The sequence below is a fragment of the Rathayibacter sp. PhB151 genome (assembly GCF_004366415.1).
In the GTDB taxonomy this organism is placed as follows: domain Bacteria; phylum Actinomycetota; class Actinomycetes; order Actinomycetales; family Microbacteriaceae; genus Rathayibacter; species Rathayibacter festucae.
On sequence record NZ_SOEN01000012.1, the window covers coordinates 91599 to 115217 of the forward strand.

The window sequence follows — 23619 nt, forward strand, 5'->3', positions numbered from 1 at the left end:
GCGCGGGCAGAGCGGAGCTTCGGTCGCGGTGGTCGTGCAGCGGCCGACGCTCACTCGGGAGCGCACGACCCCGCGCACCCGGCGCCGGGAGGGCAAGAAGATCGAGATCCCGCACGGCGGGAAGAAGAAGAGCCAGGGGACGGCGCTGCGCCGTCCTCTGCGCCCGAGTATCCGCGGATGGCTCGGCCGCGGCGGCGGTGAAGCCGTCAACGTCACGGCCGCAGACGAGTTCCGCGGGACGACCGTCCAGGTGTGCGGGCTCTACCCGTTCTCCGTCGGCACCGGTACGCCGATGATCGGGGTGCCGCTGGGGAAGAACCTCTCCACCGGCGCCTCCGTCTGCTGCGACCCGATCAGCTGGTTCCAGCGCGCGAACCTGATCAGCAACCCGTCGATGTTCGTGCTCGGCAAGCCCGGCCTGGGGAAGTCCTCGCTGACCCGCCGCATGGCCGCGGGCCTCGCCGGGTACGGCACGATTCCGCTCGTGCTGGGCGACTTGAAGCCGGATTATGTGGATCTGATCGAAGCCCTCGACGGGCAGGTGATCCCTCTCGGCCGTGGCCGCGGGTACCTGAACATCCTCGATCCCGGTGAGGCGTCGGAGGCGGCGCAGCGCCTCCGTGACGAGGCCGACCGCTCGCTCGAGCGGGCCGACGAGCTCGCGCACCAGGTCGACGCGCTCGGCGTCTCCGACGACACCGCGGCGATGATCGCGGAGGTCGGTCGGCTGCGCAAGCACGCCGCGAAGGTGCAGCGCCTCGCGCACCAGGTCCTCGCGGACGCCCACGGCCGCCGGCACACGATGGTCGCAGCGCTGCTGACGATCCTCCGCTCCCAGCCGCCGAGCGACCGTGAAGAGACGATCATCGACCGGGCGCTGAAGTACCTGGACGAGCACCACCAGGGAGTGCCGGTCCTCGCGGACCTGCTGCGCGTGATCCAGGAGGCGCCGGACGAGGTTCGTCAGGTCGCGTTGGACCGCGGCAACATCGAGAAGTACAAGGACGTCACCGAGAACCTCGAAGCCTCCCTCATCGGCCTCACCACCGGTGGACGCCTGGGCGAGGTGTTCTCGAAGCAGACGACCACGCCGATGCGCCGGGACCGGCCCGTCGTCTACGACGTGTCCTCGATCGATGACTCCGAAGGCGACCTCCAGGCCGCGATCCTCCTCGCCTGCTGGTCCGCCGGATTCGGGACCGTCAACGTCGCGGCCGCCCTCGCGGACGCGGAGCTCGAACCGCAACGGCACTACTTCGTGATCCTGGACGAGCTGTGGCGGGCGCTGCGCGCGGGTAAGGGCATGGTCGATCGCGTCGACGCGCTCACCCGCCTGAACCGTGCGCGCGGTGTCGGCCTGGCGATGATCAGCCACACCATGTCCGACCTCCTCGCACTGGCCTCCTCGGAGGATCAGATGAAGGCGAAGGGCTTCGTGGAACGCTCCGGCATGGTCATCTGCGGCGGCCTCCCGGGCGCTGAGATGCCGCTGCTGACCTCGGCCGTGCCGATGTCGATCGCGGAACAGGGGATGCTCACCTCCTGGCAGGACCCGCCCGCCTGGGACCCCGTGTCCGGGCACGAGTCCGAACCTCCCGGACGCGGCCGCTTCCTGATCAAGGTCGGCGGACGTCCCGGGATCCCGGTGCGCGTCGAGCTGACCGCAGCGGAGAAGGAGGTCAACGACACCAACAAGCTCTGGCACGCGACCTCCCGCGCCGGTCGCGCGGCGGAGCCGCTGCCCACCGATCCCGTGAACGTCGAGATCCTGCCGTGAGCGTCCTCGTCGCTCTCGGCGCGAGCTGCGTCGCGGCAGGCGCCGCCGGCGCCGCGATCATCAGCGCGCTCCGCGCCAGCCAGCGGACGGCGGACCGCGACCGGTTCCTGCTCACCCTCTGCTGGACCGGCGTCGGGCTCCTGGCGAGCTTCGTCGCCTGGGACCAGTGGGACCGGGTGATCGCGTGAGCTGCCCGTCGACGCTCGCCTTCGAGGGCTACCGCTGGGCCTGCCAGCGGTCCGCTCCGGGGGAGCACGGCTTCCACACGACCGACCTCCCCGTCTCCTTCGTGGAGCGGGGCCTCGCGGTCCTCTCCTGGGGGACCTCGCACCAAGCATCCGCCGAGGACTGCACCCCGCAGTGGACCGGCCCGATCTACACGGAGGAGTCCGCATGAACGCCACCGCCAACAACCGCCGCCGCGAGCCCGGCAAGGCAGGCAACGACGCCCTGATGCTCGGCGCAGCCCTCGCAGCGATCGCCGCGATCGGCATCGTCTGGGTGGCCGTCGCGGTCGGATCGCAGCTCGACGGCGTGAACGAGGGCCTACCCTCGGACCCGTTCGAAATCATCTCGGGCCTGTTCCGCGGCCGAGTGGTGTGGTCGACGTCCGCAACGATGATCGCCGCGGCCGCCGTCGCCGTCATCGTCCTCGTCGGCCTCTGGCTCGTGTGGATGCGCTCGCTCGGACGCAAGAACCGCTCGAGCGTGGACCACGCCGCCCGCTACATGGCGACGCCCCGCGACCTCGCGCCGATGATGCGCAAGCAGGCGCTCAAGAAGTCCGCCCGCCTCGGCGTCGCTGAGAACCCCGGCGTCCCGGTGGGCCGGCTGCACATGGGGAAGCAGATGCTCTACGCCTCGTTCGAGGACATGATGCTGCTGATCGCCGGCCCCCGCGTCGGCAAGTCGACCTCCCTCGTCATCCCCGCGATCATGGCCGCCCCAGGCGCCGTCGTCACGACATCGAACAAGCGCGACGTGCTCGACGCGACCCGCGACGTGCGCGCCGCCAACGGCCACGTCTGGGTCTTCGACCCCCAGCGGGTCGCGTTCGAGGACGCGACCTGGTGGTGGAACCCCCTCTCCTACGTCACCGACGACACCAAGGCCGCGAAGCTCGCGACGCACTTCGCCTCCGGAACCCGAACGCTGAACGCGAAGACCGACGCCTACTTCGACGGCAAGGGCCAAGAGCTGCTGTCCGACCTGCTGCTCGCCGCCGCGGCAGGCAACCGGCCGATCAGCGACGTACTGCTCTGGCTGACCTCCGTCGAGGACGAAACCCCCGTCGAGCTCCTACACGACAACGGCTACCCGACCAACGCGCGGGCGGTCCGCGGCATCATGAACACCGCCGAGAAAGCCCGCGACGGGATCTACTCGACCGCGCAGGGCATGGCCGTGTGCTTGAAGAGCGCCGCAACCGCCGACTGGGTGAACGCCCGCCCGAACGACACCCGACAGCAGTTCGTCCCCGAGACGTTCGTCACGTCGACCCAGACGCTGTACTCGCTGTCCAAGGAGGGCGCCGGCACCGCCGGCCCCCTCGTCACCGCCCTGACCGCCGCGACCATCGAGGCCGCTGAGGAGCACGCAGCGCACTCCCGCGGCGGGCGCCTCGCGACGCCGCTCGTGGCCGTCCTCGATGAGGCCGCGAACGTGTGCCGGTGGAAGGACCTCCCCGACCTCTACTCGCACTACGGCTCGCGCGGGATCCCGATCATGGCCGTGTTCCAGTCCTGGTCCCAGGGCGTCGGCGTATTCGGCAAGGAGGGCATGCTCAAGCTCTGGTCCGCCGCGAACGTGAAGCTGTACGCCGGCGGAGTCGCAGAAGACGAATTCCTGCGCACCCTCTCCGAGCTGATCGGCACCTACGACAAGGAGACCACCTCCGCCAGCTACAACAAAGGCATCCGGTCGACCACCTCAGCGCTGCGCCGAGAGAAGATCCTCGAAGTCGCCGACCTCACCAGCATGAGCCGCGGACGCGCCATCATGCTCTCCTCCGGCGCCCGCGCCGCCCTCGTCGACACCGTGCCCTGGTACAACGGGCCAAAGGAGCAAGTCGCCGCGATCAACGCCTCCATCGCCGCACACGACGCCAGCAGCGGACCCGCGAACACCGCACCCGTCTCGCCCGTCGTGACGGTGATGCCTCCGCTCGAGGCGCAGCAAGCGGCGGACCTCGATACGGCGCAGGACGCGACTCTGCCGGGTGAGCGATGAGCGACGAAGACCTGTTCGACGTCGACACGGATGCGTTCTCGGCCCCGGTTCGACCCGTCAGCCTGCACCCGGTCGAGGTGGAGGACGTGGACGAGGAAGAGGTGCCGGCGACGTACTTCGGATCCGCCGACGAGTGGGTCCGCAAGTTCCTCCGGCCCTCCTACCGGCGCCGGGTCACAGCCAAGGGCCAGGCCGCCGGCGACCGGTGGGCCGCCGAGTGGTGGAGCAGCGTCGAGGCACTGACCCGCATCGAAGCCCTCTGGCGAATGTGGGAAGAAATTCGCACCAGCGCAGGCTCACTCAGCGCCTACTGGATCAACCACCTCGACCCGCACATGCGAGTCCTGCTCTCGCCCAGCGGCCCGTTCGCGACGTCCACGGACGAGAACCGGCCAGGCGACATGCTGCCCTACACCGCCCCACCGACCGGAATGTTCCCGCCCGACGTGCAGGGCTGAGGCCCGCCAACGGGGAAGGGCCCGCGCACCGTTAGGTGTCGCGGGCCCTTCCCTCGTTTCGACGTCGGCGACGGGCTTAGACCGTCCGGTCCGAGCCCCGGATGTCGACATCAATAGCCGAGAAGGTGCCTCAGCTTGCACTTCCTCTGAGGACGCTCACCAGTCGTGGACGGTGCCGTCGAGGAGGCGGTTGTAGGGCAGGTAAGCCTGCTCGTAGGGGTACTTGCCGGCCTCGTCGAGGTCGAGCTCGACGCCGAGGCCCGGCTTGTTCCCGGGGTGCAGGAACCCGTCGGTCCAGGTGAAGGACTGCTCGAAGGTCGCGTCGGTCCTCGCGCCATGCCGCATGTACTCCTGGATGCCGAAGTTGTGGATCGCGAGGCCGAGGTGCATGGCGGCGGCCATGCCGACGGGGGAGATGTCGGTGGGTCCGTGCATGCCGGACTTGATCTGGTACATCGCGGCGTAGTCGAGGGTCTTCTTCAGCGGTGAGATACCGCCCATGTGGGTGACGGCGCCGCGGACGTAGTCGATGAGCTGGTCGCGGATGATGTCTTTGAAGTCCCAGATCGTGTTGAAGATCTCGCCGATCGCGAGCGGTGTGGTGGTGTGCTGGCGCACGAGGCGGAGGGCTTCCTGGTTCTCGGCTGGGGTGCAGTCCTCGAGCCAGAAGAGGTCGTAGGGTTCGAGTGCCTTGCCGAGTTTCGCGGCCTGGATGGGTGTCATCCGGTGATGGCCGTCGTGCAGCAGGGGGATGTCGGGGCCGAACTCGTTGCGGACGGCTTCGAACACGCCGGGCAGGTGGGTGAGGTAGGCGCGGGTGTCCCAGTCCTCCTCGACGGGTTTCGCGCCTCGGCGGGCGGGTTCGTGGTCGTAGCGGATCTCCGCGTCGCCGTGGTCTCCGCCCTGGGAGGCGATGCCGTAGATCGCTTTGAGCGACGGCACGCCGGTCTGGATGCGGATCGCTTTGTAGCCCTGCTCCTGGTGGTGGCGGACGCTGTCGAACAGTTCCGGCAGCTCCTTGCCGGAGGCGTGGCCGTAGGCCATCAGACCGGTGCGGGAGGCGCCGCCGAGCAGCTGGTAGACGGGCATGCCGGCGGCTTTGCCCTTGATGTCCCAGAGGGCCATGTCGACGGCGGCGATGGCGGCCATGGTCACGGGGCCGCGGCGCCAGTAGGCGGAGCGGTAGAGGAACTGCCAGGTGTCCTCGATCTTCGAGGCGTCCGCTCCGATGAGCAGGGGGACGACGTGCTCGCGGAGGTAGGCGACGACGGCGAGTTCGCGGCCGTTGAGGGTCGCGTCGCCCAGTCCGGTCAGGCCGTCTGCGGTCGTGATCTTGAGGGTGACGAAGTTCCGGTCGGGGCTGGTGACGATGACGTCGGCTCTGTCGATGATCATGAGAGGTCTTTCTCGGTAGGGGAGTCGGGGACGGAAGCGTCGGCGGCTGCGGTGCGGATGTCGTCGAGCAGCGCCGGGTCGGCGGTGAGACGCGGGTCGATGAGGGAGAGGAGCGCGATGGTCGGGTCGGGGGCGTGGAGCGCGCCCTCGATGGCCGAAGCAGCCGAGTCCGGTAGCTCGAGTCCGGTGAGGCGCGTGGTCAGCCAGGCGGAGATCGGGCGGATGCTCGCGGCGCCGTCGCGTCCTGCAGCGCGCTCGGCGAGCAGGGTCGGCACGATGCGCACTCGGAGCTTGGTCACGCCGTCCTGGCCGATCTGGTCGAGTCGGTGGACGATGCGGGCGTTGTCGAAGCGGTCAAGTAGCGCGGCACGGTAGCTGTCGAGGTCGAGGCCGGCGGGGAGGTGCCGGACGGCTTCGTCCCAGAACTCGTTCACCCAGGCGCGCGCAGTGGGGTCGGCGATGGCGGCGGACACGCTCTCGTGTCCGAGGAGCCGGGCGGAGTACGCGAGGAGGGTGTGTGCGCCGTTGAGCAGCCAGAGTTTGCGGCGCTCGAATGGCTCGATGTCCTCGACGAAGCGTGCGCCGGCGTCCTCCCATGCCGGTCGTCCGGCTGGGAAGGAACCGGAGAGCACCCAGTCGTGGAAGGGTTCGGTGACGACGGCGGCGGCGTCGGTGAAGCCGGTGAGGTCGGCGGCGACGGCCAGGTCGGCGTGCGTGGTCTTCGGTGTGATCCTGTCGACGGACGTGGACACGAAGGACACGTTGTCCTCGATCCACTGAGTGAGGTCGGGGTCGATGTCGGCGGCGAGGGCGAGCATGCCGCGGCGCAGCCAGGCGCCGTTGTCCGGGATGTTGTCGCAGGGGACGACGGCGATCGGGCCGGCGTGCGACGAGCGCCGCTCCTGGAGTCCGAGGAGGATCCGTCCCAGCGCGGTGCTCGTCCGGCCATCGCCGCGGAGGGCTGCGATGTCCGTTCGGAGGTCGTCGTCGTGGAGGTCGGGAGAGCCGTCGGGGAGGAGGCGGTACCCGGCTTCGGTGATCGTGGTGGTGATGATCGCGGTCGTGGGTGCGGCGATGAGGGTGACGAGCCGGTCGATGTCGGTTCCGGGGGTGGCTTCGACGATGCTGCCCACGATGCGAGCGGTGTCGCTGTCGGCCGAGCGTTCGATGACGGTGAAGAGGCCGTCCTGTGGCGCGAGCTCGTCGGCGGCAGTGGGGGTGCGCCCGGTGAAGGCGGCGATTCCCCACTCGTGGTCGCGGTCGACGACGTCGGTGAACCAGGCCTGGTGGGCTCGATGGAAGGCGCCGAGTCCCAGATGCACGATCCGAATCGGGGCGGTCGGCCGATCGACGTCGGTTCGTGAGAGGCGGCGGGGGGCGTCGGTGCTCACAGTTTGAAGACCTTTCGAGGCTGGGTGTCGACGAGGTCGACGATGGTGCGCTCGGCGGTGGGCAGATCGATGCGGCCCTCGGCGGTGAGTCGGGCGAGGAAAGCGGAGTCCAGGCGCCGCGCCATGTCGTGACGGGCGGGGATGGAGAGGAAGGCGCGGGTGTCGTCGATGAAGCCGGAGCCGCGGGAGAATCCGGCGGTCTCGGTGGTCGCCGCTCGAAAGCGGAGGATCGCGTCAGGCGCGTCGAGGAACCACCACGGGGCGCCGATGAACACGGACGGGTAGTAGCCGGCGAGCGGGGCTATCTCACGGGAGTAGATCGTCTCGTCGATCGAGAACAGGACGAGGTGGAAGTCCTTGGTGTTGCCGTATCGCTGCAGCAGGGGACGGAGATTCTCGACGTAGCTGGTCGCGACGGGGATGTCGTGCCCGGTGTTGGGTCCGAAGCGCTCGAAGGTGGCGGTGTCGTGGTTGCGGAGCACGCCGGGGTGCACGGTCATGACGAGGCCGTCCTCGGTGCTCATCCGCGCCATCTGCAACAGCATGTGCCCGGCGAAGATCCGCGCGTCGGCGGTGTCGAGGCCGCCCGAGAGTGCCCTCTCGAAGAGGGCGGCGGCGTCCGGACCCTCCAGTTCGACCGTCAGCGGCTGCAGCATCCCGTGGTCGGCGGAGACGGCACCGTGCTCGAGGAAGTAGCGGCGCCGACCCTCCAGCGCGTTCAGGTAGCCGGCGTAGCTGGAGTCGGCGGAGCCGTTCCAGTCGGCGAGACGGGCTATGCGTTCCGCCCATCCTGGCGCTGCCGGGTCCAGGTACGCGTCGGGGCGGAACGTCGGCAGCACGCGGCCGCGGAACGTCGGATCCGCGGCGAGTGCGGCGTGGGAGGAGAGATCGTCCATCGGATCGTCCGTCGTCGCCATCACCTCGATGCCGAAGGCGTCGAACAGTGCTCGCGGTCGGAACTCCGGGGTGGTGAGTGCGGCGGTGATGAGATCGAAGATCCGGTCGGCGTTGTCAGGGGCGGGGTGCTCGGTGATGCCGAACTGCTCCGCGAGGATGTTCTGCAGCCAGAACCCGGAAGCCGTGCCCGCGTACAGAGGCCAGTGTCGGCTGAAGGTGCGCCACACCTCGCGCGGGTGAGCAATCGTCCCGTTCCCGGGGATGCCCAGTTCGTCGAGGCCGACACCGGCGGCGTGCATCAGCCGGGTGACGTAGTGGTCGTAGCGGATGAACAGCTGCGATGCGTCATCGAACGGAATGTCGTCGACGAGGATCCGGGGGTCGACGTGGCCGTGGGGAGACAGGATCGGCAGAGCGGCGACGCGGTCGTAGAGATCTCGAGCGATCGCTCGAGTCCTCGGATCAACGGGGAGAAGCCGGTCGGGGTCAGGCGACAGTTGCATGGACGAGCGCCCTTTCAGGGGAGGTAGGGGAGTGGCGCCCGACGGAGTCCCGCGGGATGTACTGCGTGGAAAGTGGGCTGCCCGCTGGCAGGTCGGCCGGCGTAAGAACGGATCGCACGGCACGGGTGATGAGTTCTGGAAGCGGAAGGCGGATGCTGCTCATCGCCGGCGAGGTGAGGGGTGAGACGTGCAGGTCGTCGATTCCGATGACGCTCAACGAGTCGGGGACGACGGCGCCCCACTTCCTGACCGCCTCCGCGATGGCGAGGGCGAGGATGCCGTCCTGTGTGATGACGGCGCTGATCTCTGCGGCGTGCAGGCGAGCCAGGGTTCCATCGAGGTGTCCGTGGGTGACGCTGACCACCTCGAGCGGGATACCTCGATCCGCTGCGCGTGTGGTGATCGCTTCCGCCGCTGCTCCGCGCATCCGAGATCCGCTGGAGGTGGTGAGGTAGGCGATCGACCGGTGGCCCAGACGGAGGAGGTGATCGAATGCGCCATCGATCCCCGGCGTGTAATCGGGGATGAGACTGCGGACCTGGGCAACTTCTCGCGCGACGGAGACCGTCTCGTGGGTGGCCGCGAGGCCCTGAATCTCGCCGTCGCTGAGGAGGCTGTCGAAGAGAACGAGACCACCTGTGGCGTCGGCGAGCTCCAGAGTCGTCCTTGGGCCTGGGGCGCGCTGTGCGTCGGCGACGATCAGATGGCGTCCGGCGGAGGCGGCGGCGGCTTCCGCGGCGGCGATCAGTCCCAGACTCAGCGGATCCGTCAGATCGGGAAGCACGAGGCCTATGGCCCCGGACCTGCCCGTCGGCAGCGCGCGAGCTGCCGGGTTCGACCGATACCCCATCTGGGTGGCTGCTGCGCGGATGCGGCCTTCCAGTTCTGCGCTCAGTCGACCTGGCGTCGTCAGAGCTCGGGAGACCGATGATGCCGAGACACCGACGGCATCGGCGATGTCGTAGATGGTCGGGCTGCCGCCGCGACGTGGGCGTCGTGGACCGTCGGGCACGGGCGTGCCTCCTTGTAGGGGTTCGGGCATGACGAGGAAGCAGGCGACGACGCATGGTCGTGCACTGCGGGAGGAGGGGTGCGAGGGCTAAGTGCGCGCGGGGGCTGTGGAGCCGCGCCAGATGACGGACGCGACCGGATCGGTGGGGACGGGGGAGTCCTCGTCGCGGATGCTGGCGAGCAGTTTCGCCATGGATCGTCGGCCGAGCTCTTCGTAGTCGATCGTCACCGTGGTGAGTGTCGGCGGCAGCCATGCACCGACCGGGTCGTCGTCCCAGCCGCTCACGCTGATGTCCTCGGGTACTCGCCACCCTCGTTCGATCGCACCGTGGATGGCTGCCGCGGCGAGGTGGTCGTTGGCGGCGATGATGGCGGTCACGCGGGTGTCGTCCGGCAGATCGAGAACGGCTCGGCGTCCGGTGTCGCCGAGCCAGTCTCCGCCCACGCTGCCGGCCGATTCGAGGCCGAGGCGCTCGATGGTCGCGAAGAACGCCTCTTCGCGGCTTCGCACGGTGGTGTAGCTGCGGTCGCCGGCGATGTGCAGGAAGGTGCGGTGCCCCTGACCGGCGAGGCTCTCGATGATCTCCGCGACGGGGGAGGCGTCAGCGAGGTCGCCGATGCCGCGCATCTCGTCGTCGTACTCGGCGCCGACGACGACGGGGACTCGAGACGCGATCTGCGCCTCTCTCTCTGCGGCAAGCGGGGTGAGCGCGAGCAGGCCCTCGAAGAGGCCGGCTTCGGCGAGCTCGAGCATTCGCTCCGACCGCTCGGCCGTGTTTCCGGCGACGGTGATCGCGTCGACCTGGAAGCCGGCCTGCCGCGCGGCTTCGGTGGCACCCTCGAGCATGCGGAGCGAGCTCGCTGCGTTACCTGAGGGGAAGAGGATCGCGAGACGGCCGGTGCGGGTGGTGCGCATCGCGCGGGCCGTGAGGCTGGGCCGGTAGTCGAGCTCGCGGATGGCGGATTCGACTCGCTCGCGGTTGGCGACCTTCAGGCCGTTGCTGTCCTTGAGGTAGCGCGAAACGGTCTGGTGTGAAACGCCGGCCAGGCGGGCGACCTCGAAGATCGTCGCGCGGCGAGCGGGTGCTGTGGCCGACATTGGCCTCCCTCACGAGCATCGGTTCGGTGCAGATCATCTCTGCGAAACTCATCTTGACACAGAACGTGATCGATCACTATGTTCAACTCACCGCCAAACGTGATCGATCACTGTTTGCTCGAATCGCCCGATTCGCCTCCACACGGCCGGCTCGTCCACTGCAGTCGCCCACTACGTCATCAAAGGAGATGAGTGTCCTGAGTACCTTCTCGCGTCGAACGGACAGCGCTCGATGAGTGCCACTCTCGACGACCGGCCCACGACCGTGACGCCGCCGCCCGCAGCCGACAAGCGCCGCCGTCCCGCGCGCCGCCGGTTCGTGGCAGGAGTGCGCACGCCGTTCTGGTTCATCGTTCCGGCCGTGCTGCTGTACGCGCTGGTCACCCTCCTCCCGAACATCAGCGGCATCGTCCTCTCCTTCACCGACTGGAACGGCGCCAGTGGCGTGCCCGCGTTCGTCGGGCTGGAGAACTACCAGTCGGTGCTGGCGGACGACAACTCCGTCCGCGCGATCATCAACACCTTCGTCATCACGATCGTCGCGACTCTCGCGCAGAACGTCATCGGCCTGCTCCTCGCCCTCGGACTGAACACGCAGGTGAAGAGCAAGTACGTCCTCCGACTGGTGTTCTTCCTGCCGGTGGTGCTGACCCCGATCGTCGCGGGCTACCTCTGGAAGTACCTGCTCACCCCGCAGGGAACGCTGAACACGATGCTCGGGGACCTCGGCCTCGACTCCCTGCAGCAGGACTGGCTCGGCAACCCCAACCTCGTCCTCTACGCGGTCTGCGCGACCATCGTCTGGCAGGGCGCCGGCTACTCCATGGTCATCTACCTCGCCGGGCTGCAGGCGGTCTCCGCCGACACCCTCGAGGCGGCCGCGATCGACGGCGCCGGCCCGTTCCGTCGCACCTGGTCGATCACCATCCCGCTCATCAACGGCTCGATCGTCGTGAACCTGCTGCTGTGCGTGCTCGGAAACCTCAAGCAGTTCGACACCGTGTTCTCGATGACCGGCGGCGGACCCTCCGGGGCCAGCGAGACGATGGCGACCATCGTCTACAAGACGGCCTTCCTCTACCTGCAGTACCCGAACGCGCTCGCTCAAGGCGTGATCCTGACGATCCTCGTCGGCGTCATCGGCTTCGTGCAGTTCCGGATCACTCAGCGGAAGGCGCTCTCGTGAACACCACCTACACCCGCGGAACCGCCCTGATCGAGACGATCCTGATCGTCACCGCGGTGATCTTCATGATCCCGATGATCGTGCTCGTCGCCGTCGCGCTGCGCGACCCCGACGCTGCAGTGGGGCTGTTCGGCTTCACCTGGCCGCTGAAGTTCGAGAACATCGCGATCGCGTGGACCGAGTCCGCGATGGGCGCGAGCATCATCAACAGCCTCGTCATCACCGTCACCTCGGTGCTGCTGATCATCGTGATCGCCTCGATCGCCAGCTACACCCTCACCCGCCGCACCGAGAAGTGGTCGAGAGGCGTCTTCTACCTCTTCCTCGCCGGCTTCCTCTTCCCCGGTCAGCTGGCTCTCCTGCCGCTCTACCTGACCTTCTCCAAGCTCGGCCTCGTCGGAAACCCGCTCTCCGTCATCCTGATCTCGGTCGCCGGGAACCTGCCGTTCACGATCTTCCTGTACTCCGCCTTCCTCCGGGACATGCCCAAGGACTACGAAGAAGCCGCGATGCTCGACGGCGCCCGCCCGCTGCGCGCGTTCTGGACCGTCGTCTTCCCCCTGCTGCGCCCGGTCACCGGAACAGTCGCGATCCTCGCCGCTCTCGGCATCTGGAACGACTTCCTGCACCCGCTGCTCTACCTGACCGGCGGCTCCAGCAGGACCGCACCGCTGTCGGTCTACACCTTCGTCGGCGAGTACAGCGCGAACTGGCCGCTGGTCTTCTCCGCCCTGATCACGTCCGTCATCCCCATCCTCATCGCCTACTTCCTGATGCAGCGCTTCATCCTCCGCGGCTTCGCATCCGGACTCAAAGGCTGATCGTGCGATCAGCCGTCACAGCACCCTCAACCCTGAAAGGTACGACCTTGTCATCGACGACACTGCGCCGCTCCGTCGCGGTCTCCGCCGCGGCACTCCTGCTCGGCGGGACCCTCGCGGCCTGCTCCACCGAACCCGCCTCCGAGACCGCCGCGGCCGGAGGCAGCATCAGCATCAGCACGAACCACGGCCCCGCGACCAAGGAGGTCGTCGCCGCGTTCGAGAAGGCCAACCCCGACATCACCGTCGAGGTCAAGGAGTACGCCCAGAACTACCGCGAGGTCGTCGGCACGCAGCTCTCCGGCGGCAACGCCACCGACCTCATCGAGATCCCGGGCGGCGGCGGCAACGTCATCAGCGCCCGGGTCGCCGGTGACCGCGGCTTCTACGCCGACCTCGCGGACAGCTCCTGGGCCGCGGACATCCCCGAGGCAGCACGCCAGCAGCTCTCCCTCGACGGCGGCGAGCTCGTCGGCGTCCCGATGGTGCTCTCCTCCATCGGCGGCATCTACAACCAGGGCGCCCTCGACACGGCCGGCCTGAGCGTGCCGACCACCTGGAGCGAGGTGCTGCAGTTCTGCGGCGACGCGAAGGAGAAGGGCCTCACCGCCTACGGCCTCGGCCTCTCCGACACCTGGACGACCCAGCTGATCCCCTACGCCCTCACCGCGAGCCTCGTCTACGGGCCAGACCCCGAGTTCATCGACCAGCAGGTCGACGGCGACGCCACCTTCGCGGACTCGAAGTGGAAGGACGCGTTCGATCAGTACCTCGAGATGCGCGACGCCGGCTGCTTCAACGAGAGCCCCAACGGCACCCCGTACTCGCAGGTGCAGGACGCCATCCGCCAGGGCACGACCCTCGGCACCGTCAGCATCGCAGCGGAGACGAAGAACATCGCCACAGGTGGCCCCTCCGACCTCAAGCTGACCTACGCTCTCTTCCCCGCGACGGACGACACCGCAGACGAGTACCTGCCCACCTCGGTCAGCGGCTTCGCCGTCAACGCGGCCAGCGAGAACACGGAGGCCACTCAGGCCTTCGTCGACTACCTGGCGACCCCCGAAGCGCAGATCATCTTCGCGAACGCGTTCGGTGATGCCGCAGCGATGCCCGGCGACGAGCCCGCCACCGACGCCGTGAGCACCCTCGTCGCCCAGTACGCCGGCGAGAACAAGGTCACCACCTGGCCCGACCGCCTCTGGCCCAGCACCACGGTGCAGCCGGCTGTGTTCGACGGCGTCCAGGCCCTGTTCAACGACTCCGAGACCGTCGACGGACTGCTGACCAAGATGGACTCCGCCTTCCAGGGCTGAGCCGCTCGACGCACCATCCGTGGCCCCGCTCCGGCGGGGCCACGGCTCCCTTCCCCCGAGAGGACACCGTGCACTCCCTCGCGCACTCGACCCGCGACATCGCCGATCAACTCCCCAGCGACACCGATTGGCGCCGCTACGTGCCTGGTCCCTCCGCGGCGGACGTGCACCCCATCTCCGTCCTGAGCAGCACGGGCGACGTGAGCGGAACCGAGACCTTCCTCGCCAAGACCGGCTCGCTCACCCTCTCCGTCTCCGACCACGGATCGCCGGCGAGCATCGTCCTCGACTTCGGCCGCAATGTCGCCGGCCGCCCCTGGTTCGACATCGCCACCGTCGACGGACCGACCACCCTCGACGTCTCCTACAGCGAGGCAGCCGCATGGGCCGGCGCCGACGGCGACGAGCGCGGCGGTCACAACGCGTCGGCCGACCGGCGCCGCAGCCGGTCACTGACCATCGAGCGCCCGGGCCGGATCGACACCGACCTCATCCAGGGCGGACAGCGCTACGTCCGACTCTCCCTCGACACCCCCGGGACCCTCTCCCTCGCCGGCATCGGATTCCGGTTCTCCGCCTTCGCCGCCGCGGCTCGCGACTACGCAGGCTGGTTCGTCTGCAGCGACGACGAGCTGAACCGCATCTGGTATGAGAGCGCCTACACGACGCAGCTCAACCAGCTCCCCGCGGACACCCTCCCGATCGCCTGGACCATCGACGAGGACAGCCTCCACATCACCGGCGGCACCCTCGCAGTCCTGCGCGACGGCGAGTGGGACGACGTCACCGTCGAGTTCGAGGCACGGATCCTCGATCACGCCGCAGGCTGGATCGTCAGAGCCGCTGAGCACGGCGCCCACGGCTACCTCCTCGAGCTGCGCGCTCCCACCGACGACGCGTCCTCTTTCCTGCGCTTGTCGCACATCGACGACGGCTACGAAGACCGTCCGCAGGACACCGTCCGCCGCTACACGACGATCGCTGAGGTCGCGCTCGCGAGTGACTTCGACGCGAGCTCCTGGCACCGCATCCGCACAGCAGTCCAGGGCACGACCATCGCCGTCAGCATCGACGGCGCCCCCGTCGCTCACTTCGACCTCGCCCAGAACCCCGCCACGCCCCGCATCGAGCGAGGCTCCTTCGGATTCCACGAGGCGTGGGACACCAGCAAGGTCCCGGGGGAGCAGGCACGGTTCCGCGAGCTGCGCCTCACCGACTCCGCAGGCGACGAGCTGTTCCAACACCGCCTCGACGACGCCGCCGCGCTCGAGCTCTTCACCGGAGACGGTGTCGTCTCACCCGATCCGCTGCCCGTCATCCTCGACGGTGCACGACGCGACCGCTCCGTGTGGAGCGGCGACCTCATCGTGCAGATCCCCAACGTCTTCTACACGACCGCCGCCGCCGAGTACGTCAGCGGATCGATCGCCTTCCTGAACAGCTTCCAGGAGCCCGACGGCCGACTGCCGGCACGGATGCCTCCGCTGTTCCCGCCCGCTGTCCCCCCGCAGCACGGCCAGGTGTACTCCGCCGTCTACTCGATGCACCAGATCACCAACGTCGCCCTGCACCTCGAGCACACGGGCGACCTCGACTTCGCGCGGTCGCAGTGGCCGGCTGTCCTGCGACAGCTCGACTACGACCGCGCCCTCGTCGACGACCGCGACCTCTACATCACCGATGACGAGAACGGCCTCGACTGGGACTGGTACGACGGCCCCAAGACCGGCGCTGTGACGGCCTACAACATCGTCTACAACCACGTGCTCCGCCAGGCCGCCGTCCTCGCCGCAGCGCTGGGCGAGGACGAGACCGTCGCCGAGCTCACCGAGCGCGCCGATCGGAACAAGGTCGCGATCAACGCGCACCTCTTCGATCCCGGCCGATCTCTCTACGTCCTCTCCGACCAGCGCCAGGACGCGATCGCGCAGGACGCGAACTCCCTCGCCGTGCTGCACGGCATCGCGGCACCCGGCACGTCCGCGGCGATCCTGCTCGCGCTGGACGAGGCGCTCCCGCAGACCCCGTACGGACCGCAGCCGTTCGATGCAGCGGCCGGCTTCCGCGAGAACGTCAGCCCCTACACATCCGGATTCCACCTCGGCGCCCTCTTCGCCGCCGGGCTCACCGACCGGGCGCTCGAGCTGCTGCACGACCTGTGGGGTCACATGGCCGCTTCCGGCCCCTACGCCGCCGGCACCGTCTGGGAGCTGCTGAACATCGACGGCACTCCCGGCTTCGGCAGCACCACGAGCCTCGCCCACGGCTGGGCGTGCGCCCCTACCGTCGCGCTCTCGACCTCCGTCCTCGGAGTCACTCCGACGAGCACCGCCTTCCGCACCTGGCGTATCGCACCGCAGACCGGATCCCTCACCTGGGCCCGCGGTCAGGTCCCCACCCCCTTCGGCGCCATCGAGGTGAGCTGGCACCGAGACGAGTCAGGCCTCACCGTCGACGTCGTCGCTCCCGCAGGCACCGGCGGAACCATCACCGTCCCCAGCCCGTCCGGAGCACTCGCGCACCTGCGAGGCCTCACCGTCGACGGCGACACCGTCGAGCACACCGGCACCGCGACACGAGGCACGAGCAGCGTCACGTTCGAGGTCACCGCCGGCCGCTACACCGTGGAGATCTGAACGACCATGCTCATCGACGCCGGAACGACCGGCCCCACCACCGTGCGCCCACCCACGGAGCCCACCCGCTCGATCCCCCTCCTCACCGACCTCGCCTCGGACGGCATCACCGTCGCCGAGCGCGGACAGATCGTGCGCCTCGCCGTCGAGGACACCGAGGACAGCGCCGTCCGCCGAGCCACCGCCGACCTCGCCCGAGACCTCGCCCAGGTCAGCGGCGCTCACGCCGTGATCTCGACCGACACGGCCGCCGCCCGCATCGTCATCGGCACGATCGGCCACTCCGCCGCCGTCGACGCCGCCATCGACGCCGGACGGCTCGACGTGTCCGCGCTCTACGACGAGGACGGAGCTGCACGGTGGGAGGGATTCCTCGTCGCCGTCGTCGATGACGTCCTCTACCTGGTCGGCACCGACCGCCGCGGCACCGTCTACGCGATCTACCACTTCACCGACGCGATCGGCGTGTCCGCCTGGACCTGGTGGGGAGACGTCCCGGTTCGACCCCGCGACCACATCACCCTCCGCCCCAACACCTCCATCGCCGACTGGCCCTCGGTGCGCTACCGCGGCATCTTCCTCAACGACGAAGAGGAGCTCGACCACTGGGCCCGCATCCACACCAGCGACGACACCATCGGCCCGGCCACCTACGAGCGCGTCTACGAGCTGATCCTGCGCCTCAAGGGCAACTACCTGTGGCCCGCGATGCACGTCGGCGCCTTCAACCACGACCCCGAGAACGGCCGCCTCGCGCACGAGATGGGCGTCGTCATCGGCACCAGCCACTGCGACATGCTGCTGCGCAGCAACGAACGCGAGTTCCCCTCGTGGGTCGCCGAGCACGGCGGTGACGTGGACTACGACTACTCCATCGAGGGCCGCAACCGCGCACTGCTGCAGCAGTACTGGCGGGGCAGCGTCGCGCAGAACCGCGGCTACGAGGTGACCTGGACCGTCGGAATGCGCGGCGTGCACGACTCCGGCTTCGTCACCACCGCGATCGACGACGACGACTCGCTCTCCGAGTCCGAGAAGCTGACCGCTCGCGTCCGCCTACTCGAATCGGTCATGCGGGACCAGCGCGCCCTCCTCACCGAGGGCCTGTCCCGCCCGGCTGAGACGACACCGCAGCTGTTCATCCCCTACAAGGAAGTCCTGCCGCTCTACGACGCCGGACTGCAGGTGCCCGACGACATCACGATCGTGTGGGCCAACGACAGCTTCGGGCACATCCGACGCCTTCCCGACGAGAACGAGCAGCGACGCCGCGGAGGACATGGTCTCTACTACCACTCGTCCTACTGGTCGAACTACACCACCAGCTACCTCGCCACCTCCTCGACGCCGCTGGCGCTGATGAAGTCCGAGCTGCGCAAGGCGTGGGACGGCGGTATCCGCGAGCTCTGGGTCGACAACATCGGCGGTCTGAAGCCGTTGGAGATCGAGATGGAGTTCTTCCTGCGCAGCGCGTGGGAAGCCGGCCGGGAGACGAGCACCGCGAACATCACGGCCTTCACCGCCGAGTGGATCGACGCGAAGTTCACCGGCGGCCACGGCGCACGCGCCGGCCGCATCTACGACGAGTACTACCAGCTGAACAACCAGCGCAAGCTGGAGCACCTCGCCTCAGGCGTGTTCCCGCAGCGCGGGTACGGCGACGAGGCCGGCGATCGCCTCGCGCAGCTTCGTCGCCTCTTCGAGGACACCAACGAGATCTGGACGGCGCTGCCGGCAGAGGAACGCGATGCGTTCTTCCAGCTCTTCGCCGTCAAGATCCACCTCGCGTATCTGACCAGTGCGGAGTTCTACTTCGCGGACCGCAGCACCCTCAGCGCCGACGACGGCGCCGCCGCGGCTGCAGACCACTACCTCGCCGTCTCGCGTGCCTTCGGGCGCAGCATCCGGGCGCTGATCGACTTCTACAACCACCGTCTGGCCGGCGGCGGATGGGAGGGGATGTTCACCCCGCAGGAGTTCCCGCCACCGGTGATGCCGATGCACCCGGCTGCGACCCCAGCCCTCTCCTTCGGCGAACCGGGACTGGCCGTCACCGTCTGGGGCGCCGACGCGCCCGAGCAGGCACCGTCGCTGATCTTCGACCCCGCCGGCACCGCCACGAAATGGATCGAGATCGCCAACCGAGGACGCGACAGCCTCGACGTCACGATCGACGCGGACCCCTGGATCGAAATGGGCCCGCACCCGTCCTCCGTCAGCACGGAGACCCGCATCCCGGTCCGAGTCCAGCCGACGCCCGACGGCGCCGAGGGCCGCATCCGCATCACCTCCGCTACCGGCATCATCGACGTCCGCGTGAGCGCCCGACCCGCAGCGACACCGCCGACGGAGCTCCGCGGCTGGATCGAAGCGGAGGGCTCGATCAGCATCGACCCGTCCCATCCTGACGGCCGACCGCTGACCGGCAGCTCCCGCTGGGCCGCCATCCCCGGCCTGGGTCGCTACGGCAACCCCGCCGTGAAGGCGCTGCCCCTGGACACCTCCGACCTCAGCGATGACCCGCTGACCTTCGACATCCACCTCCGCACCGAAGGCGCGCACCTCCTGGAGCTGCACCGGCTGCCGACCCTGAACTCCGTCGGCCGGATCCGCGTCGGAGTCAGCACCGACGGACACCCGCCGATGACCCTGGAGAGCCCGACGACGGACGAGCACCGCGGAACGTGGTCGCAGGCGATCCAGGACAACGTCGAGAAGCTGCACACGCGACTTCCCTGGCTCAGCGCCGGAGCACACCGCCTCCGCCTGCACGCGATCGACGACGACGTCACCCTGTCCAAGATCGTCGTCTACACCGAGCCCGCGCGGCCGAGCAATCTCGGCCCCACGTTCAGCAGCCACAGCTCACGACCCCGCGCGCTCGAGACCGTCGAGGACCCGGCACTCGCCTCCCCCTCCTCGATCGACGCGCAGACGCGGCGCCTCTACGGCGCCGACCCCGCGACGCTGCCGCTGCCGGATCAGGCGTACGCCGACAGCCTCTTCTGGGAAGGGCCGACGACGTTCCGTCTGCCGATCACCGTCCCCCAGCAGGCGGCACGTCAACGCGAGCGCTCCGACGACAGCACGGGAGAGGGCCGCATCGTCGAGTCGGAGGGGATCATCGCCTTCGACGCGGAGACCGTCCTCGAGCAGAGCGCCTCGGCGTGGTCCACGGCCGACACCAGCTCGACCTGGACCTGGTCGCACACCGCCGCCGAGACCGGAAACGGCAGCGGACTCGCGATGCACGTCCGTACCCGCGGTCTTCGCTGGGACGACTCCACCCACGCCCCCGGTCTGCACTACGCGCTCACGGTCGGCACCGCCGGCCGCTACCGCGCCTGGCTGCTGGTGAAGTTCGACAACGACCAGGACGACTCCTGCGTCCTCGCGGTCGACGGCACGCCGCAGCCGCTCGAGAAGCAGTTCTCCGGCGCAGAGATGTGCGCGTACGGCCTCCGTCAGCGCTGGATCTGGGTCGCCGTGTCCGACATCGACCTTCTGGCCGGCCCGCACACGTTCTCCGTCCTCGCCCGCAAGTCGGCCCTGCGCGTCGACCGCATCTACCTCACCCTCGGCGACGAGCTCCCGCCCACTGACGCCTCCTGGCGTCCGAGCGGACGCTCCTTCGACGCCACCCGTTGAGATCCACGAAGAGCCCGAAAACTACAAGGAAGTAGGTCCGTCTCCGATGTCCACACCACTGAGCGTTCGAGGGAAGCGGCTGGTCACTCTCGCCGCCACCTTCCTCGCCGCGGCCGCACTGGTCGTCCAAGGCGCTGCGATCGCGCCCGCCGCCGTCGCAGCCCCCGTCACCACGACCATCGCGCACAGCGCCACCACCACGACACGCGGCACGGTGAACAAGACCTGGTACTCCGCCGGGTGGGCGTCCACCTCGCGCAGCCACTACGCCACGACCGGAGCGTCGTTCGAGGTCGTCTTCGTCGGCAACACCGTCCAGCTCACCGGACTGACCGACACCGGACACGGCATCGGCCGCGTCTTCATCGATGACACCGAGGTCGGCACGGTCAACTACCGCGCCGCCAAGAACAGCACCGCTCGCGTCCTCTTCACCAAGAACGGTCTCGCCGAAGCGCAGCACACCCTCCGCGTCCAGGTCGAGGGCGGCTTCATCGACCACGCTGCCGCGATCGTCTCCGCGGAAGTCGAGGACAGCACGATCCTCGACGACCTCCCCGCGCTCACCCGCGAAGGATCCGCCCGGAAGCAGGCCGACTACACAGCCGCCTCCTGGCCCGCGTTCCAGAGCGCCCTCACGACGGCCGTCAACCTCGGTACCGGCGGAACCCGCGCCGAGCGCGACGCCGCCATCCAGAGTCTGCGCGCCGCAACGGCAGCGCTCGTCGAGGTGCAGGGCCTGCGCAACCTGATCACCGACTACCAGACGCGCGTACCGTCGGACTTCACCAGCGACTCGTGGTCCGCGTTCGCCGCCGCTCTCACCTCCGCCCAGACCGTCGCCGACACCACCGACGCGACCCACGCGGCGGTCGTCGCTGCGAAGAACTCCCTGCAGGACACCGCAGCACAGCTCGTGACCGTCTCCGCGGGCAGCTTCGAGCCGATCACCAACAACACCTTCTGGACCGACACCGACGGCAACCCCATCTACTCCCAGGGCGGCGGCATCTTCCAGTTCGGTGACACTTACTTCTGGTACGGCGTGCACTACCAGGAGGCCGAGCCCTACCGCACCAGCCCCAGCAAGACCTACGCGACGCAGACGTTCGCGTCCATCCCGGTCTACTCCTCGAAGGACCTCGTCAACTGGACCTTCGAGAACGACATCGCCGACCGCACCACCCCGATGAACGTTCCCGAGTCCAAGGGCCACTACTTCGCACAGATGAAGACCCTCGCCGACGCGATCTGGGTCGGCCGGCTCGGCGTCGCCTACAACGAGAACACCGGCAAGTACACGCTCTACGTCCAGAGCGGTCAGAGCTTCGACCCCAACGGGCAGCAGCGCGGCATGGTCCTGATGCTGCAGGGCGACTCGCCGACCGACGACTTCGATTACGCCAACATCCAGCCGCAGATCGAGAACTCCCCGACCCGCTCCACAGGCGATCAGACGGTCTTCACCGACGACGACGGCACCGACTACCTGATCTTCTCCAACAGCAGCGGCCGCGCGAACGCCTTCATCAGCAAGCTCTCCGACAACGACTCGCTCACCATCGAACCCGCCGTCCGCGTCGGCTACGTCGTCGCGGGCCGTGAGGGCAACGCGATGTTCAAGCTCGACGGCAAGTACTACATGCTCACCTCCGACCTGCACGGCTGGAACGCCTCCGCGAACCACGTCATCGAGTCGCAGACCAGCGCGATCCAGGGCGCCTACTCGAGCGAATACACCCTGGCCGGCAGCGAGAAGGACTACAGCCTCGTCTCCCAGACCGGCTTCTTCGTCACCGTCCACGGCACCAAGCAGGACACCGTCCTCTACGCCGGCGACCGGTGGGCCGACTTCGCCTGGAACGGCAACGGCTACAACCAGTGGGTGCCCCTCTCCGCCGACGGCGGCGAGCTGTCCTTCAACTCCCTCACGAACTGGGAGTTCAACGCCGTCACCGGAGAATGGCGGGTCGGCGCGGAGAACAACTACGTCCTCAACCCCGACTTCGCCGCCGACCGCGTCACCGTCCCGCAGATCACCGGCTGGACGACGAACGTCGACACCGCCTACTCCAGCAACACCTTCGTCAGCAACTCCAGCCCCGGCGCGGACTCGTCCCGCTTCGCGCTGCAGCTCGCGAACGCGAACGCCTTCTCCGGCTCCGTTTCCCAGCAGAACGCCGTGCCCGCCGGCAGCTACCGCCTGAAGGGGAAGATCAACACCGCCGGAGGCCTCGACTACGCACGGATCGTCATCACCGGGGCGACCGGTGAGAGCTACACGCTCGACATCAACGAGGCGACCACCGGATGGCAGGACGTCGAGCTCGGCGACCTGCAGCTCACCGGAGCCACCGCGACGATCTCCATCGAAGCCCGCAGCGCCGGCGGCAGCAAGTCGGTCAAGGTCGACTCCCTCTCCCTCGTGAAGCAGGCCACCGACACGACCGCACTGCAGGCGGCCTACGACGAGAACCAGGACGCCACGGCCGAGGACTACTCCGCTGGTAGCTGGACGCCGTTCGACACCGCCCGGACGGACGCGGCAGCTGTCCTCGCGTCCCCCGCCGCCACCCAGACCGCGATCGACGAGGCCACCACGGCCCTTCGGAGCGCGGCGACCGCTCTCACCTCAGCAGTGATGGCGATCGGCGTCACGACGACGAAGACGGTGTACGGCGTCGGGGAGTCGTTCGACAGCGCCTCCACCACCGTCACCGCGACGAGAGCCGACGGAACCACCGCCGCACTCACGCCCGAGCAGTACACGGTCTCCGGATTCTCCTCAGCAAGCCCGGGGGAGCGGACCGCGACCATCACCGTGGCGTCCGCGCTCACCGCTACCGGCGCGGCCCCTCTCACCGCCTCCCTCCCGATCACGGTGCTCACGGCGTGGAGTGCGTCCAGCACCTACGTCGCCGGCGACAAGGTCACCTACAACGGCGCAGTCTGGCTCGCCTCCTGGTGGACCAAGGCGCAGACCCCCGGTGACCCGAACGGGCCCTGGCAGGAGATCCGGCAGGAGAACGGCGTCGCCGTCTGGACCGCCTCGAGAACCTTCGTCGCAGGCGACGTCGTCACTCACAACGGCCAGCGGTACACCGCGAAGTGGTGGACGCGGAACCAGGCCCCCGGTGACCCGAACGGTCCCTGGGCGCCGACCCGCTGATACCAGACCCACCCGCTGACACCAGACAGGCCGCTCGGAGGCTCGAACCCGGCATCCGAGCGGCCTGACCCCCACCAGGAGGC

Annotated in this window: 16 protein-coding genes; 11 read left to right on the plus strand and 5 right to left on the minus strand. The window is 68.7% G+C overall.

Translation table 11 applies throughout. From position 1 onward, the window contains the following. Positions 1 to 169: 169 nt before the first annotated feature. From EDF35_RS21070 to EDF35_RS19385, 5 genes are read left to right on the plus strand one after another with little or no spacing between them, the layout of a single operon-like run. A complete protein-coding gene (locus tag EDF35_RS21070) occupies positions 170 to 1777 on the plus strand; it encodes an ATP/GTP-binding protein (protein ID WP_208323109.1) in 1608 nt (535 codons plus the stop codon). Then, positions 1774 to 1965 (plus strand): hypothetical protein, encoded by a 192-nt coding sequence (locus tag EDF35_RS19370; protein WP_133963504.1) that lies wholly within the window; start codon positions 1774 to 1776, stop codon positions 1963 to 1965. The genes EDF35_RS21070 and EDF35_RS19370 overlap by 4 nt, the downstream gene beginning before the upstream one ends. Next, positions 1962 to 2174, plus strand: coding sequence for a hypothetical protein (locus tag EDF35_RS19375; RefSeq protein WP_133963505.1), 213 nt, complete (start codon positions 1962 to 1964; stop codon positions 2172 to 2174). Before EDF35_RS19370 ends, EDF35_RS19375 begins: the two co-directional genes overlap by 4 nt. After that, the gene (locus EDF35_RS19380; RefSeq protein ID WP_133963506.1) at positions 2171 to 4006 is read left to right on the plus strand and encodes a TraM recognition domain-containing protein; all 1836 of its coding nucleotides are present in this window, start codon (positions 2171 to 2173) and stop codon (positions 4004 to 4006) included. Before EDF35_RS19375 ends, EDF35_RS19380 begins: the two co-directional genes overlap by 4 nt. Then, entirely contained in the window at positions 4003 to 4464 is a 462-nt protein-coding gene (locus EDF35_RS19385) for a DUF4913 domain-containing protein (protein WP_173252771.1), read from the plus strand. Before EDF35_RS19380 ends, EDF35_RS19385 begins: the two co-directional genes overlap by 4 nt. A gap of 156 nt (positions 4465 to 4620) precedes the next feature. Here EDF35_RS19385 and manD read toward each other — a convergent pair whose 3' ends face one another. The 5 genes from manD to EDF35_RS19410 form a co-directional block, all read right to left on the minus strand. After that, positions 4621 to 5859 carry a D-mannonate dehydratase ManD gene (manD, locus tag EDF35_RS19390; protein WP_133963507.1) on the minus strand — a complete coding sequence of 413 codons (1239 nt, stop codon included), beginning with the start codon at positions 5857 to 5859 and terminating at the stop codon, positions 4621 to 4623. Continuing rightward, positions 5856 to 7181, minus strand: a complete 1326-nt coding sequence (locus EDF35_RS19395; protein ID WP_243840065.1) for a mannitol dehydrogenase family protein — start codon at positions 7179 to 7181, stop codon at positions 5856 to 5858. Before EDF35_RS19395 ends, manD begins: the two co-directional genes overlap by 4 nt. A 65-nt stretch (positions 7182 to 7246) precedes the next feature. Continuing rightward, positions 7247 to 8650: a glucuronate isomerase gene (uxaC, locus tag EDF35_RS19400; protein ID WP_133963509.1), complete on the minus strand. Its 1404-nt coding sequence runs from the start codon at positions 8648 to 8650 to the stop codon at positions 7247 to 7249. Continuing rightward, a complete protein-coding gene (locus EDF35_RS19405; RefSeq protein WP_166674179.1) occupies positions 8634 to 9662 on the minus strand; it encodes a LacI family DNA-binding transcriptional regulator in 1029 nt (342 codons plus the stop codon). The genes uxaC and EDF35_RS19405 overlap by 17 nt, the downstream gene beginning before the upstream one ends. An 87-nt stretch (positions 9663 to 9749) precedes the next feature. Continuing rightward, positions 9750 to 10760: a LacI family DNA-binding transcriptional regulator gene (locus EDF35_RS19410; RefSeq protein ID WP_133963511.1), complete on the minus strand. Its 1011-nt coding sequence runs from the start codon at positions 10758 to 10760 to the stop codon at positions 9750 to 9752. A gap of 232 nt (positions 10761 to 10992) precedes the next feature. Here EDF35_RS19410 and EDF35_RS19415 point away from each other — a divergent pair, with 232 nt between their 5' ends. The 6 genes from EDF35_RS19415 (at position 10993) to EDF35_RS19440 (ending at position 23536) form a co-directional block, all read left to right on the plus strand. Then, on the plus strand, positions 10993 to 11946 hold the full coding sequence (locus tag EDF35_RS19415; RefSeq protein ID WP_133963512.1) for a sugar ABC transporter permease: 954 nt from the start codon (positions 10993 to 10995) through the stop codon (positions 11944 to 11946). Continuing rightward, on the plus strand, positions 11943 to 12767 hold the full coding sequence (locus EDF35_RS19420; protein WP_133963513.1) for a carbohydrate ABC transporter permease: 825 nt from the start codon (positions 11943 to 11945) through the stop codon (positions 12765 to 12767). The genes EDF35_RS19415 and EDF35_RS19420 overlap by 4 nt, the downstream gene beginning before the upstream one ends. Before the next feature lie 47 nt (positions 12768 to 12814). Further along, on the plus strand, positions 12815 to 14083 hold the full coding sequence (locus EDF35_RS19425; RefSeq protein WP_166674180.1) for an extracellular solute-binding protein: 1269 nt from the start codon (positions 12815 to 12817) through the stop codon (positions 14081 to 14083). Between the two features lie 68 nt (positions 14084 to 14151). Next, complete coding sequence (locus tag EDF35_RS19430) at positions 14152 to 16719, plus strand: alpha-L-rhamnosidase C-terminal domain-containing protein (RefSeq protein WP_166674181.1); 2568 nt, start codon at positions 14152 to 14154, stop codon at positions 16717 to 16719. Between the two features lie 6 nt (positions 16720 to 16725). Next, positions 16726 to 20367 (plus strand): glycosyl hydrolase 115 family protein, encoded by a 3642-nt coding sequence (locus tag EDF35_RS19435; RefSeq protein WP_133963516.1) that lies wholly within the window; start codon positions 16726 to 16728, stop codon positions 20365 to 20367. A gap of 46 nt (positions 20368 to 20413) precedes the next feature. Continuing rightward, complete coding sequence (locus tag EDF35_RS19440) at positions 20414 to 23536, plus strand: carbohydrate-binding protein (RefSeq protein ID WP_208323105.1); 3123 nt, start codon at positions 20414 to 20416, stop codon at positions 23534 to 23536. The last annotated feature ends 83 nt before the right edge of the window (positions 23537 to 23619 follow it).

Excerpts from the sequence above, each read along its gene's own strand:
- EDF35_RS19440 (WP_208323105.1), top strand. The coding sequence starts at position 20,414 with ATGTCCACACCACTGAGCGTTCGAGGGAAGCGGCTGGTCACTCTCGCC.
- EDF35_RS19410 (WP_133963511.1), bottom strand. The coding sequence starts at position 10,760 with ATGTCGGCCACAGCACCCGCTCGCCGCGCGACGATCTTCGAGGTCGCC.
- uxaC (WP_133963509.1), bottom strand. The coding sequence starts at position 8,650 with ATGCAACTGTCGCCTGACCCCGACCGGCTTCTCCCCGTTGATCCGAGG.
- EDF35_RS19385 (WP_173252771.1), top strand. The coding sequence starts at position 4,003 with ATGAGCGACGAAGACCTGTTCGACGTCGACACGGATGCGTTCTCGGCC.
- EDF35_RS19415 (WP_133963512.1), top strand. The coding sequence starts at position 10,993 with ATGAGTGCCACTCTCGACGACCGGCCCACGACCGTGACGCCGCCGCCC.
- EDF35_RS19435 (WP_133963516.1), top strand. The coding sequence starts at position 16,726 with ATGCTCATCGACGCCGGAACGACCGGCCCCACCACCGTGCGCCCACCC.
- EDF35_RS19380 (WP_133963506.1), top strand. The coding sequence starts at position 2,171 with ATGAACGCCACCGCCAACAACCGCCGCCGCGAGCCCGGCAAGGCAGGC.
- manD (WP_133963507.1), bottom strand. The coding sequence starts at position 5,859 with ATGATCATCGACAGAGCCGACGTCATCGTCACCAGCCCCGACCGGAAC.